Below are 16411 nucleotides of genomic sequence, written 5' to 3' on the forward strand. Positions count from 1 at the left end.
GTCGTAGCTGAAATACCGACCCGACCGCGGATCGCGTGGCTGATCAGTCGTCGGCGCAAGTCGGTGTCGCTGCGTCCAACGTAGATGGGCGCCGAGTCGTCCCACAGAACGTAGGCGCCGAGTGTTGCCGGCGGGATGATCACTCGGATAAGCCACGGAGACAGCCGGTAACGCCGGCTGGTCACTGGCCGACCTCCCGCTGATACGCAGCCCAGCCCACGCGGCGCGCCCGAGAAATGCGTTCGCGCACGCGCTGGACCGGGATCCCGTGAAGCTGGGCCAGAGACTCCGCGTCCGCCCCATCGGCGAGTGCGCGCAGCAGATCCCGCTGGTCAGCGGTCAGAGCGGGCGTCGTCTCGAGCCACAGGCGGATATCCAACTCATCGATCGCACCGTCGGACGACGACGGGTCCGAGGCGTCCCCATCTGACGGGTCGATGACAATGCCCGGAGCGAGCGCTCGCCGAGTCTGGAGTACCTTCGCCGCGTTCGCGAGTGCGCTGCGCCGCTGAAACGCGGCGGGTGCCGTCTTACTCGGGCTACGGAGCAACTCGTCCAGTGCACGATCAACGCGGTCGAGGTCGTAGCCGTCATAGCTCCTCAGAGCCAGCTGCTGCAGCGTCGTCACCGCAGCTAATACAGGTTCACTGATCATGGTGGTTCCTCACTGTCTGGAGGCGACCCCCTTCTGGTGGGTCGCGCCCGTGGATGGAACAGGCTGTGCAGTTATAGAGCTTCAGGCTAGCGCCGAACTGCTCGCTCGTCTACGCCTTGTAGTCAGGCGCCTCGGCTGCCGACATCTGTAGAGGGGGGCCGGGCACCCGGATCGTTGCCGAGCCGCTCGGAGCTCGGCGCTGCCCCTCCTCTGGTCCGTCATCGACTACTCGGAGTAGCGTGTGCCGAGTGCCGGCTTCCCGCGTACCGCGCGGGGCGGGCACCAAACGAGAGGGGAGAACAGATGCCAGTAGGTCCGGACTTCGTGCCGTGGATGCAGGGGCAAGTGGAGAGGTGGGCGGATCGGTACGGCACGGATGCAAGACGGGCCTTTCCCGCCTGGTGCCTCAACTTTATTTTTGATGTCGATGACGATGACGCCTTTGTTCAGACGGATACGCTGACACAGGGCGATGCAGGACTGGATGGTTGGTATCTCAATCGTGACAGCCGAGTCTTCCATCTGGTTCAGGCGAAGTATCTTGACAACCCATTGTCGGGTGCTGTGAAGCCGGGGGTGCTCGATTCCCTTCTTCGTGCTGCATTGTTGCTGAAGAACCCTGCCGCCATCGAGGACGGCCCCCATCGAGATAAGCTGACAAAAATTGGACTTGAGCTCGAACAGGCCTCCTTGGATGACATTGCGGTAGAACTCGACTACTTTGTTGCCGGCGTGGTCTCCGAAAAGACTAAGTCGGAAATCGCGAAGGCCGTCGAGCAACTTGGCTCCAGCTTTTCGGTGGAAATCTACGATACCGCACGCCTAAGCGAGATCAGGCTTGAAGATGATCTCATCACAGATCTGAAGGATACAGAAGTTGCATTCCGCGTGGCGGGAGATGATGAATATTTCGAGCGCCACTCAATCTCTCTCGATGGGGTCGCAAAGGTAGCTGTCGCTACATTCGACGGCCGATCCTTGGCTGATGCAGTAGATGCGCATGGTCCGCGACTGTTCCACAGTAATGTTCGCTACTACCTCAAGCGAGTAAACCGAGTTAATAAGGCCATGCTGGCGACTCTAGGGAATGACGAAGAGCGAGAGGCGTTCTGGCTCTACAACAACGGAATTACTTTGGTCGCTGACAGTTTCGAGTTCGCCACGGACAATGAAGCGACTCTGCTAAAGGCCAAGAATCCACAGATAGTTAATGGGGCGCAGACATCATCGGTCCTCCGCGAGAGGCGCGCGAATCTCAAGCCAGGCGACGTGTCGGTTCAGGCTCGAATAATCGCCGTCACAGGCGACGAAGCTGGGCATGACGCATTGGTGCAAATCTCGGAGTATACCAATAGCCAGTCCCCGGTTAAGCCGGCCGATCTGCGGGCGAATGATCGACGGCACCTTGAAATGCAAGCAAACTTCCGGATGATAGAGCCGCCAGTCTTCTATGAGCGTCGCAGGGGCGAATGGAACTCGCTCGACAAAGCAACTCAGGCGAGCTTTGGTAAGACATATGTGACCAAGGAGAACATCGGCCAACGATACCTGGCTTACCAGGGTCGACCCGCTGAGTCGATCGTCGACAAAGAAGCGATGTTCGGGGAATTGGAGAAGGAGGCTTTCGACACTCGAGTCTCCGCGTACGTCTTCATGTTGGCCGACACTCTATATCGCGAAATAGACAGATTGATGACCGCAAGCCACACTGACGAGCTTTTAGGGTTAGCGCCTGGGCTCGGTCATCCGATCTCGGCTGAACCCGACTCTCCAACGGCTCTTGATGCGCTGCGGCCAGTGCGGAAGCTAGTTTGCGCACATGGGACTGCTCTCGCTGCACAGGTTCTGAAAGTGCGGTATCACGAGATTGGTGGGCAGCGGGCGCGTGTCTTGATTGACAGACTCCGGGATGAGGATGATGGGACTTCGCGCTTCATCCTGGGTCGAGTGTTCCGAGCTATCCGATTTTGGCTGACTACGCATCCTGACAAAACTGCAATCAAGAAGAGTTTGCAACGCCCCGACGCAATTGCACAGATGATAGCAAATCTCGCTGATGTGCTAGCGGACGTCGACATCAAGAAGGAGCTAGCCTCAATAGGCGCCGACGGCTAATCCCTGAATAGCCGGTGGCCTTTTATCCTCACCCGTGCAGCGGTCAGTGTTTTATGCCAGCCCTGGAGCGTTCCAATCGAACTTGGAGTCTCGTACAGCCCAGCGCGGACTTCGGAACGGGTAAGTCTCTCGTACAGCTGACGCCGAGGATTCTCTGGGCCGATGAACTCCTCTTTGCGATGCAACAGAGGCGGATTGTCAGACTTGCTGTAGTCCCGCCAGTCGACGCTGAGCTTCCGCAGATTCACCGTGATGGCAGTGGCCAACGTGGGGTGTGCATCGCGATCGAAGCGCGGGTAGACCAGATACGACACCTGAGGATCAGTCACAGAGAGCTTGATGACGTTGGCTTCGTCGATCGTACCGCAGAGGACGCGGGCGCAGCCTTCATAGACCTGGAGGAGTGGTGGTAGCTGGGCGAGCGCTGAGCGGTGGACATATAGCGACGTGGGGGTTTGTTTGCCGACCGACGAGCTTCGAGCGGAGAGGTAGATCGTCGTCTGATCGCCGGCAGCGTGCAGTAGCCGATCTGCTTGCAGACACGCTTCCCTGTAGCTCGTGAAGTGTGTGCGGATGTCTTGGGCAAGCGTTGTGCCAAGCTGGCTGAATCGGGGACGGCGTCCGAAGCGTGACAGCGCTACGTAGATGAGCAGCTCGCCACGACGCTGTCGACGGACCTGCTCCCAATACTCCGCATCGGTGACCTGGCGGATCAATTGGGTTGCGCGCGTGAGGCTGCCCAACGCCTCAGCGATTCGGCTTTCCTGGTCGAGGAGTAGTTCACCCGGCTTGGGCGGCCGTCCATGGGCTGATAAGAACGCGGTGAGTGGCGCGAGCTCCTCGGTGTGCTTCTCGAAGATCTCGTGTGGATCGACCGTCATCCGGGGCCGGTAGGTGTATACGCGCTGTGCCAGGAACTGCTGCTCGTCGGACGGATTCCTGAAGACGTAGTAGATGCCGGGGGCTGCCGCGACTGGTTCGGCGTTGACGGTCTCACGGATCCAGTCTGCGAGTTCCGATTGCTGATAGAACCTCTGGAAGGTACCGGTTCGCGTGACGACGCCGTCGCTAAGCGGGTAGCCGACAAGGTCGCGAGACTCCCAGACGAGACGAGCGGACACGACCAACAAGCGGCGCGCTAGAGCCCACGCGGAGCGCAGAGTCGTCGCCCGTTCGAGCGGGTTCTCGATGACGTTGATGACGTAGCCAAGATTGACGACATCAGCGGATCGGCGGGCTGCATCGGGATAGTGCGCTGGATCCCAGCCAGTCGCGTCATATCCGAGGTCCCGCAGGCTGCGAACGTCGCCGCCGCGTCCGCAGCCGTAGTCAAACACGGTCATCGATTGATCGAGCAGGCGGTCAGATAGAACGGTGACCATGGGACGAGACATGGCCGTGCGAGACATTGCCGTCCTGTGTCTCGCAACCTGCGGCATCATGCGGCTGAGTCATCCAAGGCGAGCCTGGTGAGGCCGGCAATGTCTGTCACCCGCGGGTCTCCGACCAGATACCCGATACCGCGGTGAAGGTGTAACCGGAATTGCTGCGCCAAGGTCTCATCGTCGAGTTCGAGCCCGTCGGTGTGGCATCGGTACCGCAGCAATGCCCACAGCTCGTCGCCGTAGCTCCCGGCGAAGACCCGCCAAGTCATCTCAACGTTGCTGTCGAGCAGAAGCTTGACAGCCGGTGGCTTGGCCGGCTCCGTGAGAGAACGGCAGAAGGCCCACCGGCACAGCACATTCCAATGTGCGATGCCAGTACGGCGCTTCAACGTGATCAACTGGTCGCGAGCTGTCTGTGTGAGCCGGATGTGTTCGAGTGGCATCTGTACTACTCCCAGAAGTAGCCGGGCACGACTGTTGTGCCGTTGCTTGTGGTGTCGAACGTCAGGCGGTACGAACGGCCCACATGCCGCTGCAGTCGCTCGAAGGCCTCAGCATCGATCTCGGTGTCCGTCGATAACAAGACCACCTGGTGGCTGGCGTGCGGAAAGTAGCGCTCCAATAGGTGTTCTCTGTGAGTTCGGTCCAGCCGGCCAAGTGGCGTGTCGACAACCACAGGAAGTGGCTGGCCGGCTGCGCGGGCGAGTCCCCACAGGAGAGCAACGGCCAGCAGCTGCCGTTCGCCCGCCGACAGCTGCTGCGCGTGCAGCTGGCTGCCGTCGGTGCGAGCGAGTTCCACTGTGTACGTCTCGGGATCAATGGCGACTGCGGCGATCAGGGACTCCTTGCGCAGTAACCGCTTGAGCGCCTCGAGGATGAGCTCGCTGATGCGAGACAAGTGGCGGCGAGTCGCCGCAATTCGGAGCTTCTCTAGCGTTTCCTTGACGCGATCCGCGTGGTCGACCAGTCGTCGTCCGTCTTCGGCTGCAAGGTTGGCATGTGCCGCGCGGTCAAGTGCAGCATCGAGTGCTGCTTCAGCCCGTTCCCGCTCTTGCCGTACCGACCCCTGACGTTCCTCGGCATGCTTGAGGGCGGCCTGCGCCCTGATCAGCTCGGCGGCTGCGTCGTCGCGTTGCTTGGCTATCGGCGCCAACGCCTCCGGGTCTGGCATTGCCACCAACAAACGCTCCGCTTGCTCCAGCTCAATCTGTGTCGCCGCGCGCCGCAGAATGAGTCCTCGTAAGCGGCGCTCTACTGCGGGCAGTGCTGTGTGTTGGAGGGCTTCAAACGAGGCTGCGTCGCCGACTCCCACGATCGCTGCCTCATCAGCAGATCGCCGTCGCGTTTCGCGATCTTCGGTCAGGAACTTTTCCACAGAATCAATCAGACCAGCCCGAGTCTTGCCTTCCCGAAGCTTGGCGAGGATGAGCTCGTCTCGTTCGGACATTAGGCCGATCGCGCCGCGGTTACGAGCGGCTTCTGCCTCTCGACGAGCTTGGTCAGCGAGTGCCGACAGCTGTGGCGCAACTTGAAGCAGTGGGGCGAGGTCACTGGCTTCGTCACGAAGCTCGTCCTCGATCCGCTCGAGCTCACTGCGAAGCATCGCAACAGAGGCCTCGGCACTGTCGCGTTGCTGAAGAAGGTCACCGCCGGCAGACCGGTAGGCTTCCGTCGCCTCGAACAAGCGCTTTTCTGCGCGCTCGACGTCAACCCGAACGGCCGCCACAGCGGCCGAGGCAACCTCCTCCGACTGCCGCAGGGCTGTTGCGGCTCGCTTCCGTTCTTCCAGACTCTGCCGCAGGTCGTCGGGTATTTGCTGTGACCGGTGGCGTCGCCGCAGAACCGCAAGATCTGTCGTCAGGCGTTGAACCAAGTCAAGGCCGAGCAAGGCGTCTAAGGCAGTGTTCACCACCTGGCGGGAACGTTCCAAGTCGGCCAGCGCCTCGATTTGCTCACCATCGAAGAAGAACAGTCCAGCAATTCCGCGCGGAAGAAACGTCTCGACGTGCTCACTCCATGTCGAGGTCAGCGCGGCATCGTGCCGGCCGTCGACGAGTACGTCGAGGATCTCGCGAATCGACGCTCCGGTCGATTGCCAGCTTCGGCGGATTCTGTACTCGCGCGCTGTTCCCTGCTGATGTGCGGTAAAGGCAAGCTCGACACCCGCGCCCTCCTTTTGCGGCACCCCGTGGTGGATGAGTCCGCGGAGGTAGTTCTCGTAGCTGCCGCTGCGCCGACCGGACACCGGGGCGAGCGAACCGTAGAGGGCAAGCAGAATTGCCTCAAGGATTGTCGTCTTGCCAGCGCCATTAAGTCCCCCGATGAGAACCACTGGTTTCCGCGGCGATGGCGGTGACAGCGTGATCGTCTGCTTCCCAGCGAAGGTGCCGAAGTTGCGCAGGGTTAGCTCATCCAGGATCACAGCACGCTCCCCGCTGCTGGCTTTACATAGCCGTCGGCAATGTCGAGGGGATCCGGCTCGTCATTGGCAGGAGTGCGTTGCAGGGTGGCGCGACGGTGGTGTGCGCGGCTCGTCGCGTCTGCCTCATCGTCGTAGAAGCCCTTCCGAAGCGCTTTCTCAAGTGATTCGAACAAACCTGCGCGCCGTGCTTGCGATCGATGGCGCTGCTCGATGTCGAGCAGTTCACGAACGAGCTCGAAGTGGACGCGATCGCCACCGGTGATTTCGCGAAGAACCTCCACCGTCTCTGGCCCCAGCGGCAGGTGTTCGTCGAGCGGGCGACCGGGATACGACGTCCCCATGGCGGTCTCGTAGATCGCCGGCAGATGGTCTTCGAACTCGTGCTTCTCGACCACCCACATTCGGCGGATCTCTTCGAGCTCGTCTAGCGTCACCAGCTCCAGCGACCGCACATAGTCAGGGCCGTTTTCACGGATCCAGGCTTGCGCCTCCAGGAGGCGGCGAAGCCATCGCTCTCGGGACTCTTGTGTGTACGGCCCAGGGATCGGCTTGTTGTTGAACAGCTGTACCGAGCCATTCATGCGCCGGAAGTCGCGTAGATGACGATCGTCCGCTACATCGAGTTCGTTGCGCAGCTCGAGGAGCGGCAGCATCCACTCCTTCTCTTCATCGTTCTGGATCATGGCCGACATTGACTTGTCCTTGTCGACCAACGTGCAAGTCCAGCAACCGAACCGGCTGTCGCCACAGCTCGGCGTGCTTGCATCGACAACCAAGGGACACTCGCCGTCTGGCGATGCTCCCTGGTACATCGTCAGCAGCTCCTTATTGGAATAGCCCCACGGGTTCGGGCTCTGCATGAGAAAGGTCCAAACGTCGTCGTTGGACCAGTTCTCGACCGGCGAGTAGACGAGGCAGTTTGGAAGCGAGTCATTCGGGCTCAGTAGATCCCGGACACGGCGAGACTCGAGAGCGGTCATCCGGTGTGATCGGCCGGAGCTTTCAGCCTTACGCGTACCCAACACGAGGATGGCTTCGCCGTGCGCGCGGACCATTTCGCGAATGAACGTGTTCGACGGCTTAATCTTCAGCCGCTCAGTACACCAGCGGAACTTGGGCCGCGGTGCTGGGTAGCCCCGACCGATGAGGTTCACCCAGAACGTGTCGGTAACCGCCGGCGTCAGACGATGCGGCGCAATCGGGAGACCTTGCTTCTGCGCTGCTGACTCTAGAACCTCTAGCGAATGGGTCACCCACGCAGCGACCACCGGGTTTTCAACGAGCGTGTCCGTGCTGATCACATGGACGGGTTTGGTCCGCTGCCCGTCCGGGAGTCCAGCCAACGCGAGCCACACCAGCTGAAGCACTGCGGTCGAGTCCTTGCCTCCAGAGTAGCCAACAACCCACGGCACGCTGTCGGCGAGATAGAGCTGCTGTGTTTGCCTGACTAAGCCCTCGATCGTCCCTGCAAAGCCGGCATCGTCGAACGCCGAGCGGGCACGGATCGGTAGGTTGCGAGTCATTCTTCTCCTCGTCGGAAGGCGTCGTCAGCGTGCTGTTCGTCTGGTGGCAGGGGGAGGCCGAGTGCCGTCCGGATCGCAGCGGTCGTAAGCAAGAGGTTGGCCGCGGTCTTTGAGACGCGGCCGCCAAGCGTTGCGCGGCCTTCCCACGTCCGGCTCGACCGGCGCCAGTCCAAGGTCGAGAGCTTCTTCAGCTTGCGATCCCAGCTGGCTGGGTCTCGGTTCGCATGAAGCAGGCTACTGCCGACCTTGCCGAGCGCGTGCAGCACGATGCCGTGGGTGTGGATAAAGTCGCGCCGCACTTCACTCGCTCGTACCTGGCCAGCATGGACTTGCTTCCACTCAGGGAACTGGTCGGCGACTTGCGCCCAGTAACTTTCTGCCAGATCTACTTTGCGCTCGAAGCTCACATCTTCTACATCGCCAAGTAGTGCCCGAGTGCCGCCATACAGCGCAGACAGCGTGAAGAGCTTCCGAGACCGCGCCGACAAGTTGTTGCTCTCTGTCTCAGTCAGGTCGTTGAACAGTGCTGATCGCTGCACGACGAGGCGGGTGACAGCGGACAGCTCATCGCGATGGTCGTAGAGCACGCTCAAGGAACGCGACGGGCGGATAGCATAGCGATTGAGATCGGCGAACATCTGCTGGCAGCGCTCAAGCCCGACGTCCAGGAACATGACGATGGCGATGCTCTCGTCGCCAAGCTCTGGATTGTCCCTGAGTGCCTCGTTGATGCCTGCGCGCCGGTGCTGTCCGTCGTTGATCACGAACTTGGCCGACATGGGGATCTTAAGCGTGCCGACTCGATCGCCCGACCCAGCTCCCGGGGCGAAGGGTTCGAACTGAACATCTGCGTCGACGGATGCAGTCAGCGCTGAGAAGACGTAGTTTGTCGGATTGTCGAGCAGATAGCGGGTGAGCTCGGGGACGCGACTCTTGTTCAACGTCCGCTGCGCTCGCATCTCGGCGGGCAGTTCCTCTTCGTCGAACATGAAGATCCGCGGAATGAGACGAAGCGGACACATCGTGACGTAGTACTCACGACCCGCTTGCACGCCTCGGATCGCCGGGAAGGCATACTCAAATGCGCCGGTCCGAGCCCGTCTCTGATCCGTTGTGGCGGTCACTTTCATCTCAGGCATGGCCTATCAAACAGCACAACCTGTACGGAACGCAAGGCGAACCAAGTACGGATTCGGGTTCTGGTGTACGGATGAGATGTTCCGTACATCATCCCGCGATCCTCCGTACATGTCATCCACCGTACGCGTACTCTGTCTCTCATGACGGTAGTGACACCCACCGACAGTTCTGACGTCCCAGGAGCCGCGACGCGTCCGGTCTATCTCGACTGCAACGCCACCAGCCCGATGGACCCGCGCGTGCAAGCCGAGGTCCTCCGGTACATGGCCGAGGAGTACGGCAACGCAGGGAGTCGCACCCACGGCTACGGGCAGGTAGCCAAGGAGCGCATCAACCGTGCTCGTCAGCAAGTCGCTGACGTCGTTGCCGCGAAGCCAGACGAAGTGATCTTCACGAGCGGCGCCACCGAGAGCAACAACATGGCATTGCTCGGTCTGGCTCCTCACGGGCAACGCACCGAGCGGCGTCACATCGTCAGTACCACCATCGAACACAAGGCCGTGCTGGAGCCGCTCGAACAGCTGAGCAAGCGCGGGTTTGAGGTTACCTTGGTGCCGCCGACATCGGGTGGGTGGGTCGATCCCGCGGAGGTTGCCCGTGCCCTTCGACCCGACACACTTCTCGTCTCGGTCATGGCAGCCAACAACGAGACTGGCGTAGTCCAGCCCCTCGACGAGATAGCCGACGTCCTCGACGGTCATGAAGCGTACTTCCACGTCGACGGCGCGCAGGCATATGGCAAGCTTATCGAGCAGTTGCGCTCGGCAAGGATCGACCTCCTCAGTGTCTCTGGCCATAAGGTCTACGCACCCAAAGGCGTTGGTGCGCTGATCACAAGGCGGCGTGGTTACAACCGAGCGCCCCTCGAGCCACTCATGTTCGGCGGTGGTCAGGAGCGGGGCCTGCGTCCTGGAACACTGCCGGTTGCCTTGATTGCCGGCCTTGGACTCGCGTCAGAGATCGCACTGCGCGAGCATCAGGCACGCGCCGAGCACTGTGCAGCCTTCAAGGTTGAGCTGCTCCAGGCGCTCGCACCACTTGGCGTGGCCTTCAACGGAGACCTGGATCGCACGGTGCCTCACACTGTCAACTTCTCGGTTCCTGGCATTGACTCTGAAGCAGCGATCGTTGCCCTCAAGGATATCGTTGCTATCTCCAACGGCTCTGCTTGCACCTCCCAGAGCTATGAGCCAAGCCACGTGCTGACGACTATGGGCATGTCAGACGAGCAGACTGCCGGCGCACTCCGGGTGTCGTGGAGTCATCTCACGCCGATGGTGGACTGGAGTCAGGTCGTCGAACGCCTGGATCGGATTCGAACAACCTCCTAGGCGTCTATCGCTCGGACGCTAGCCGACGGAGGTAGCCGTCGACATCGAAGTCGTGGAGCTCTAGTCGGCGGCGGGCGATTTCTCGCTCGTCTTCCGTGAAGAGTGGCTCGTATTCAGGGCGCAAAGTCCACGCTTCGACGCTCCGACCGAGCTGTCCTTTCTCCCACAGGACTTCGAAGCCATATGACGTGCTGGGTCCAGTGTGGAGTAGCGCGCGAGCTGCTGAAACGCCGTCTGTCGAGCGCACCATCTCAACGAATCTGGTCGCGTTGTAGCCATGCTCCCGCGCCAGGATCCGTACGCCCTCATACATGTCTGCAGTGAACCGGTTCCTCAGTTGCTGGATCTCGTCCATGTTCGCCCTATCTGCCTAGGTCGCCCTTGAGAGGCGATCAGAGTCTCCCCAGCGCCGAAAGACTTGCTGTACCTCGGCATGCCACGGCACCGCACCGTCGGTCCAGCCAGCGCCAGGTGCTCCAGTGCTTGAGTTGACGACCAGGGAAGCCAAGGAGGGCATCCCCTCCGCGGCACACTGTTCGGACAGACGGTCGAGAACGTATCGAAGATGGTGACTGAGGCCGACTCCAGTGACGCCGATCGCCGCTCCGAGCTCCTTGTACGTCAAGAGCGTTCGGCGCTGCGCGGCGACGATGAGCGCCGGACGGGCCAGTCGTGTCAGATCCTCGATCATCTCACTCATTGCATCCCCACCGAGTGGCTTACGAGCCTGCGACTTCCCAGCGATGTAATCGTGCCACGGGCCAGACACCTGCCTTCAGCCCGATCTGAGAAGGCTGATCAGCCCAGGATGCGAACGTATGGTCCGCGAACATTAAGTCGCTCGATCAACCCCTGGGAGGTCAGCGCCTCCATAGCCACCTTTCTTGCATGGACGGCTTCGCGTTCGCTCAAGCCGTAGGTGGACTTCAGCCAGGGCTTGATACGCGACAGCACTTCGTCTCCAGGTTCGCCGAGAGTGCGAAGGTACTCGTAGATCTGGCTCGTGTAGTCAATGTTGGACACGCAACGCTCCCTGATATGCGGGCAACTGGCGACGCGGGACACACACTCGGCCATCAGTTTCGGGCTACTCTGCAATCTCCGCAATGGTCAGTGCTCAGGAAGCGTCGTTCGTGCACGGCTGGGTCGACAACTTGCTCAGCGTCTGCCGTGAGCTAGCGCGAGTACTCAAGTCAACCGGCGCCCTGTGGCTCAACGTCGGTGACGGCTACAGCGACCACCACCGTGAGGGTGTCGAGCGCAAGGGAATGCTGCTCGGCCCGCAACGGCTCGCGATCGCGCTCTCAGAGGATGGTTGGCTGGTGCGCAACCAGATCGTCTGGGCGAAGTCGAACGCCATGCCGAACTCGGTGGCCGACCGCCTGACCAATCGCCACGAGCTGCTGTTCTTCCTTGTGCGCTCCCCGCAGTATTACTTCGACCTCGACGCCATTCGGGTGCCACTGCGCGGCCGACCCACACCACCGCGCCGACCGCGCACCGGGCAGTACCCGCCACGCGGCACGGCTCCCAGAACCATCGACGACAACAAGGGGCTGGCCAAGCTCAAGGCAATCGGCGTCGGCGGTCATCCGCTCGGAGCCAACCCGACCGACGTCTGGGAAACCGCGACTGCCAATTACCGGGGTGCCCACTTCGCCACCTTCCCTGAGCGCCTGATCACCCCACCACTGCTCGCCACTTGCCCCGAGCGGTTGTGCACAACCTGCGGCTGTCCGTGGCGACGCGCACCGCAGCGGCTCCACGGCCGTCTGCTGCGAGTTGGCGAGCTCCGTCCCGACTGCAACTGCCACAGCGCCTGGCGGCCCGGTCTGGTGCTGGATCCGTTCATGGGCAGCGGCACCGTGGCCCTGCTCGCCGAACGGCACCGCCGCAACTGGCTCGGCATCGAGCTCAATCCCGCCTATGCCGCCCTCGCCGAACGACGCCTGGCCGACTGGCGGACCGAGCAGGAGGCCACGGCATGAACCACCTGATGCACGCCATCCGCGGTCCGTAGTCAACCGCCGGCTTCCTCCCACCGGCGCGCTCGCACGCGCCGACCAACCGATATCACCTTGAAAGGAGGTGCGATGAGTGAACAAAAACCACCACCGCCGCCTGGGACATTCGGTCCTCAGCCGAATCCCGAAGGCGTCAGCACGTACGGCACCGACGACCCAGCGCGCCAGGCAGAGATCGAGGCAGCCCGGGTCGCGGCGGCCGACGAACGGCGTGCCAAGCGGGAACGACTGCAACGGTACGTTGATGCGGGCCTCAGAGCAGACGACGCCGAAGCCCTCATCGAGCACGAAGACATGCTCGCGGCTCGCCGGCAAGCTTTGGAGGCCGGCGAGACCGAGAAGCGGGCTCATCCCCGCATCTACGTCCGCTCGCTGGTCGACTACACCGAAGGCCACGACATCGGCGGCTGGATCGACGCCAGCCAGGACCTGGAAGACCTCCAAGCCGATATCCATCGCATTCTGGCTCAGTCGCTCCATCCGCACTGGACCGGTGAGCCTGCCGAAGAGTGGGCCATACACGACCAGGACGGCTTCGGCCAGATCCAGCTGCGCGAGTACGAATCCCTGGATGTGGTCTGCGCTCTCGGCAAGGGCATCGCGCAATACGGCCTGGCCTTTGCTGCCTGGGAAGAGATCAACGACACCCGCGACATCGACACGTTGGAGCGCTTCGAGACTGCCTATTTCGGTGCGTTCGAGCACCGCAAGTACGCCGAGCATGTGTTTGAGGGGATGAACGGCGAACAGGAGCTTGAGGCCTTACCCGACTGGATGCGCGATGTCGTCCGAGTGGACTACGAGCGCATGGCCCACGAGATGGAGACCAGCGGCGAAGTCCGCTTCGTCGACCACCCCGAAGGAGTGTGGGCGTTCAACGGTCGAGTGTGACCCGCCTGTGCACCTTGACAACTCAAACGGGAACCGACCACTCGTCGGTGCCGTGCAGCCGTCCTCGTCATCTCACAGGAGATGGCCGGCTGCACCACCACCGAGGAGGTACTCGCCATGAGCGAGACCACCAACGGAGCCCCGGGCACCTACAAGACCATCGGGGTCAGGCTGTCCAACGGGCTTCACTCCCAGGTCACCATGGTGGCCAAGATCGACGGCATCTCGCTCCAGGACGCACTTGTCCGTGGAGCCGCGATGTACGTCGAGCAGAAGCAGGCCGAGCCGAACTTCAAGGCTCGGGTTGCCAAGGCGCTCGAGCAGATCGAGCGCGAAGCCGCTGAACGGCGCGGCGCCATCGAATCGCTGTTTGGGACCAAGTCTCAGGCAGAGGGCGCTCCGGCCAGTGCGGCCAAGAAGACCACCGCCTCGCGGCGGACCGGTCGCGCGGGGAACGGTACCAAGTAGCCGTCGCCTGCGGGGGAGGGATGGCAATCCGCCGTCCCTCCCCAGAAATCCCGTCTGGTGAACCGCGAATTGATTCTCCGTTGCGCGATGCCGGTTTCCACTTGGCACGCATCGTGTGGGCTGAGAAAATAGGTCGAAGAAACAAAGAGACAATGGCCGGAATCAACGAATATGCCATTCGGGTGAATGAAACGAGAATGAAATGATGAATTATTGCGAGAAATGCGGTTGGGGGGGTGGACTGCTATGCATGACAGTCTGCGCCGTTGCTGCGGCGGCTCGCGCCCGCCCCGCTGCGTCATCTACCTGCGGGTCAGCACCGAGGAGCAAGTCGCCGTCGGTGGCGAGGTCTTGGGTTGTTCCATCCCGGCCCAGCGTGACGCTTGTCTGGCTCTGGCCAAGGCCCGCGGCTGGGAAGTCGTCGACATCTATGTCGATGGCGGGGAGTCGGCCAGCTCGATGAACCGGGAGGTGGAGCACCATGGATGACGGTTCGCTTCCTGGCTACGACGACGTCGACCAGGGGCTGGATCAGGATCGAGATCGCCGCAGTCCGGCGACGATCGAGCGAGCTCTGCGCCGCTACGACGGCAGCGCCAAGCACGAGGCCTTCGTCCAGCGATTGTCGTCCGGTTCGGTCGAAGACGCCGTGGGCCAGGTGCTGCTCGGACGAGGTCGAACGACCTCTGCCGATGAGCGCCCGCTCCGCTGCGTCATCTACGTGAGGGTCAGCACCGAGGAACAGGCCAGTGTGGGCGGCGAAGCCGAAGGCTATTCAATCCCGTACCAGCGTGACGCTTGTCTGGCTCTGGCCAAGGCCCGCGGCTGGGAAGTCGTCGACATCTATGTCGATGCCGGCGAGTCAGCGCTGTCGGTGAATCGCCCCGAGCTGCAGCGGATGTTTCGGGAACTGAAAGCCAAGCACGTCGACTACGTCGTGGTGCACAAGATCGACCGCTGGTCGCGCAACCGCGATGACGACGTTGAGATCAACAAGCGGATCGCCTACGCCGGAGCAAGCTCGTCTCAGTGACCGAGCCGATCGACGACTCGCCCCACGGCCGGTTTATGTACCACGTCATGGCCGACGTCGCGCAGTACCACTCCGACAACCTGGCCGTCGAGGTCCTGAAAGGGCTTGAGACCAAGGCCAAGTCAGGTGGTACACCGTACAAGGCGCCACTTGGCTACCTGAACCTCAAGGAGGTGGTCGGGCAGAAGCTCATCCGCTCGGTCGTCCTGGACCCTGACGCCGCGCCACTGGTTAGGTGGGCGCTGCGAGAATTCGCGCTTGGCGACTGGTCTCTGCGCGAGATGTGCGACGAGCTGGAGCGGAAAGGGCTGCGATCGCGAGCGACACAGAAGCGGCCAGCCAAACCACTGACGATCAGCGGTCTGCATCACCTGCTGCGTAACCCGTACTACGCCGGCTTCGTCGTCTACAAAGGTGCGTACTACCAGGGCAATCACGAGCCGCTGGTGGACATTGACTCGTGGCTGCATATCCAGGACATCCTGACGGCGCACAACAAGGCCGGAGAGAAGGATCGCAAGTACCCGCACTACTTGAAAGGCACGATCTACTGCAGCAACTGCCGCGGTCGGCTCATCTACTCGCGCAACCGTGGTCGCGGCGGTCTCTATGAGTACTTCTTCTGCCTCACCCACGCGACCAAGCGAGCCCCGTGCGACCGTGGCTACATCAAGCTCGAGGCCATTGAATTCGGCATCGAGGACTTCTACCGGACCTTCGAACTACAGCCGCACCACGTCGTCGAGCTGCGCGACACGATTCGGGCGGAGCTTCACGCTGCGAGGGAGCGGGCTGCCCAGGACGCCGAGCGTGCCCGGCGCGCCGTCGCCAAGGTGAAAGATCAGCAGGCCAAGTTGCTAGAGGCGCACTACGAAGGCGCCGTGCCGCTCGACCTGATGAAGCGGGAGATGGACCGCTTCACCCGCGAGCGCGCCAACGCTGAGGCTGAGCTGCGGCTGGCTGATGCGACCATGGTGGAGCAGGACGTGCAGCCGGAGCGAGTTCTGAAGGTGGCCGGCAACTGCTACCACCACTACCTCAAGGCCAAGCCGCATCTACGGCGGCAGATCAACCAAGGCTTGTTCGAGAAGCTGCTTATCGGGCCTGACGGCAGCGTGGAGCGGGCAGAGCTGAGTGAGCCGTTCTCGATGCTTCTGGGCGCGGATGCCGGACAACCTGACGAGATACCCGCCCGGCACGTCGCGGACCGTCCAACGGCGTCTGGGCGGCGTCTGGGCGGCAAGAGCGGCGGTCCCCGTCGGCCGTCACGGACGGGGCGAGCGGCCGCCACAGTGCCCACAGAACGCAACCTGCCCCGAACGTTCCGTTCAGGGCAGGGTTCCAAATACGAGCATTTGGTGCCCCCGGCAGTGTTGTGGTTCAACACATAGGCGACAGATGTCTCAGGACATAGGCGACACGTG

The 16411-nt window shown here is 62.0% G+C and carries 16 protein-coding genes; 8 read left to right on the top strand and 8 right to left on the bottom strand.

Annotation, left to right across the window (positions count from 1 at the left end):
* Positions 1 to 181 precede the first annotated feature (181 nt).
* A complete protein-coding gene (locus ACYVOK_RS11510) occupies positions 182 to 655 on the bottom strand; it encodes a hypothetical protein (protein WP_460662319.1) in 474 nt (157 codons plus the stop codon).
* 303 nt (positions 656 to 958) lie between these two features.
* Between ACYVOK_RS11510 and ACYVOK_RS11515 the strand changes: the two genes are divergently transcribed.
* The gene (locus ACYVOK_RS11515) at positions 959 to 2770 is read left to right on the top strand and encodes an AIPR family protein (RefSeq protein WP_460662320.1); all 1812 of its coding nucleotides are present in this window, start codon (positions 959 to 961) and stop codon (positions 2768 to 2770) included.
* On the opposite strand, the gene ACYVOK_RS11520 is transcribed toward ACYVOK_RS11515, so the two are convergent.
* From ACYVOK_RS11520 to dndB, 5 genes are read right to left on the bottom strand one after another with little or no spacing between them, the layout of a single operon-like run.
* Complete coding sequence (locus ACYVOK_RS11520) at positions 2767 to 4212, bottom strand: DNA phosphorothioation-associated putative methyltransferase (RefSeq protein ID WP_460662321.1); 1446 nt, start codon at positions 4210 to 4212, stop codon at positions 2767 to 2769. The two genes, ACYVOK_RS11515 and ACYVOK_RS11520, sit on opposite strands and share 4 nt — an antisense overlap.
* Positions 4209 to 4598: a DNA sulfur modification protein DndE gene (dndE, locus tag ACYVOK_RS11525; protein ID WP_460662322.1), complete on the bottom strand. Its 390-nt coding sequence runs from the start codon at positions 4596 to 4598 to the stop codon at positions 4209 to 4211. The genes ACYVOK_RS11520 and dndE overlap by 4 nt, the downstream gene beginning before the upstream one ends.
* Before the next feature lie 5 nt (positions 4599 to 4603).
* Positions 4604 to 6577: a DNA sulfur modification protein DndD gene (gene dndD, locus ACYVOK_RS11530; protein ID WP_460662323.1), complete on the bottom strand. Its 1974-nt coding sequence runs from the start codon at positions 6575 to 6577 to the stop codon at positions 4604 to 4606.
* Positions 6574 to 8100 (bottom strand): DNA phosphorothioation system sulfurtransferase DndC, encoded by a 1527-nt coding sequence (gene dndC, locus ACYVOK_RS11535; protein WP_460662324.1) that lies wholly within the window; start codon positions 8098 to 8100, stop codon positions 6574 to 6576. Before dndC ends, dndD begins: the two co-directional genes overlap by 4 nt.
* On the bottom strand, positions 8097 to 9239 hold the full coding sequence (gene dndB, locus ACYVOK_RS11540; RefSeq protein WP_460662325.1) for a DNA sulfur modification protein DndB: 1143 nt from the start codon (positions 9237 to 9239) through the stop codon (positions 8097 to 8099). The genes dndC and dndB overlap by 4 nt, the downstream gene beginning before the upstream one ends.
* Before the next feature lie 141 nt (positions 9240 to 9380).
* Here dndB and dndA point away from each other — a divergent pair, with 141 nt between their 5' ends.
* Positions 9381 to 10571, top strand: a complete 1191-nt coding sequence (dndA, locus tag ACYVOK_RS11545) for a cysteine desulfurase DndA (RefSeq protein ID WP_460662326.1) — start codon at positions 9381 to 9383, stop codon at positions 10569 to 10571.
* Positions 10572 to 10575: 4 nt separating this feature from the next.
* Here the strand turns inward: dndA and ACYVOK_RS11550 are convergent, their stop codons facing one another.
* Positions 10576 to 10926 carry a hypothetical protein gene (locus tag ACYVOK_RS11550; RefSeq protein ID WP_460662327.1) on the bottom strand — a complete coding sequence of 117 codons (351 nt, stop codon included), beginning with the start codon at positions 10924 to 10926 and terminating at the stop codon, positions 10576 to 10578.
* Positions 10927 to 11369: 443 nt separating this feature from the next.
* Entirely contained in the window at positions 11370 to 11594 is a 225-nt protein-coding gene (locus tag ACYVOK_RS11555; RefSeq protein ID WP_460662328.1) for a hypothetical protein, read from the bottom strand.
* An 83-nt stretch (positions 11595 to 11677) separates the two neighbouring features.
* Here ACYVOK_RS11555 and ACYVOK_RS11560 point away from each other — a divergent pair, with 83 nt between their 5' ends.
* The 6 genes from ACYVOK_RS11560 (at position 11678) to ACYVOK_RS11585 (ending at position 16378) form a co-directional block, all read left to right on the top strand.
* Positions 11678 to 12559, top strand: coding sequence for a DNA-methyltransferase (locus ACYVOK_RS11560; protein ID WP_460662329.1), 882 nt, complete (start codon positions 11678 to 11680; stop codon positions 12557 to 12559).
* 105 nt (positions 12560 to 12664) lie between these two features.
* Positions 12665 to 13486 (top strand): antirestriction protein ArdA, encoded by an 822-nt coding sequence (locus tag ACYVOK_RS11565; protein WP_460662330.1) that lies wholly within the window; start codon positions 12665 to 12667, stop codon positions 13484 to 13486.
* Between the two features lie 117 nt (positions 13487 to 13603).
* Positions 13604 to 13954: a hypothetical protein gene (locus ACYVOK_RS11570; RefSeq protein WP_460662331.1), complete on the top strand. Its 351-nt coding sequence runs from the start codon at positions 13604 to 13606 to the stop codon at positions 13952 to 13954.
* Between the two features lie 246 nt (positions 13955 to 14200).
* Positions 14201 to 14443, top strand: a complete 243-nt coding sequence (locus ACYVOK_RS11575) for a recombinase family protein (protein ID WP_460662332.1) — start codon at positions 14201 to 14203, stop codon at positions 14441 to 14443.
* A complete protein-coding gene (locus ACYVOK_RS11580; protein ID WP_460662333.1) occupies positions 14436 to 14987 on the top strand; it encodes a recombinase family protein in 552 nt (183 codons plus the stop codon). Before ACYVOK_RS11575 ends, ACYVOK_RS11580 begins: the two co-directional genes overlap by 8 nt.
* Complete coding sequence (locus tag ACYVOK_RS11585; protein ID WP_460662334.1) at positions 14984 to 16378, top strand: recombinase family protein; 1395 nt, start codon at positions 14984 to 14986, stop codon at positions 16376 to 16378. The genes ACYVOK_RS11580 and ACYVOK_RS11585 overlap by 4 nt, the downstream gene beginning before the upstream one ends.
* The last annotated feature ends 33 nt before the right edge of the window (positions 16379 to 16411 follow it).

The sequence above is a fragment of the Kribbella swartbergensis genome (assembly GCF_054784135.1).

Bases quoted from the DNA above. Each gene is read 5' to 3' on its own strand.
- dndE (WP_460662322.1), bottom strand. From the start codon at position 4,598: ATGCCACTCGAACACATCCGGCTCACACAGACAGCTCGCGACCAGTTG.
- ACYVOK_RS11510 (WP_460662319.1), bottom strand. From the start codon at position 655: ATGATCAGTGAACCTGTATTAGCTGCGGTGACGACGCTGCAGCAGCTG.
- ACYVOK_RS11565 (WP_460662330.1), top strand. From the start codon at position 12,665: ATGAGTGAACAAAAACCACCACCGCCGCCTGGGACATTCGGTCCTCAG.
- ACYVOK_RS11550 (WP_460662327.1), bottom strand. From the start codon at position 10,926: ATGGACGAGATCCAGCAACTGAGGAACCGGTTCACTGCAGACATGTAT.
- ACYVOK_RS11575 (WP_460662332.1), top strand. From the start codon at position 14,201: ATGCATGACAGTCTGCGCCGTTGCTGCGGCGGCTCGCGCCCGCCCCGC.
- ACYVOK_RS11515 (WP_460662320.1), top strand. From the start codon at position 959: ATGCCAGTAGGTCCGGACTTCGTGCCGTGGATGCAGGGGCAAGTGGAG.
- ACYVOK_RS11580 (WP_460662333.1), top strand. From the start codon at position 14,436: ATGGATGACGGTTCGCTTCCTGGCTACGACGACGTCGACCAGGGGCTG.
- dndA (WP_460662326.1), top strand. From the start codon at position 9,381: ATGACGGTAGTGACACCCACCGACAGTTCTGACGTCCCAGGAGCCGCG.
- ACYVOK_RS11560 (WP_460662329.1), top strand. From the start codon at position 11,678: ATGGTCAGTGCTCAGGAAGCGTCGTTCGTGCACGGCTGGGTCGACAAC.
- dndC (WP_460662324.1), bottom strand. From the start codon at position 8,100: ATGACTCGCAACCTACCGATCCGTGCCCGCTCGGCGTTCGACGATGCC.
- ACYVOK_RS11520 (WP_460662321.1), bottom strand. From the start codon at position 4,212: ATGATGCCGCAGGTTGCGAGACACAGGACGGCAATGTCTCGCACGGCC.
- ACYVOK_RS11570 (WP_460662331.1), top strand. From the start codon at position 13,604: ATGAGCGAGACCACCAACGGAGCCCCGGGCACCTACAAGACCATCGGG.
- dndB (WP_460662325.1), bottom strand. From the start codon at position 9,239: ATGCCTGAGATGAAAGTGACCGCCACAACGGATCAGAGACGGGCTCGG.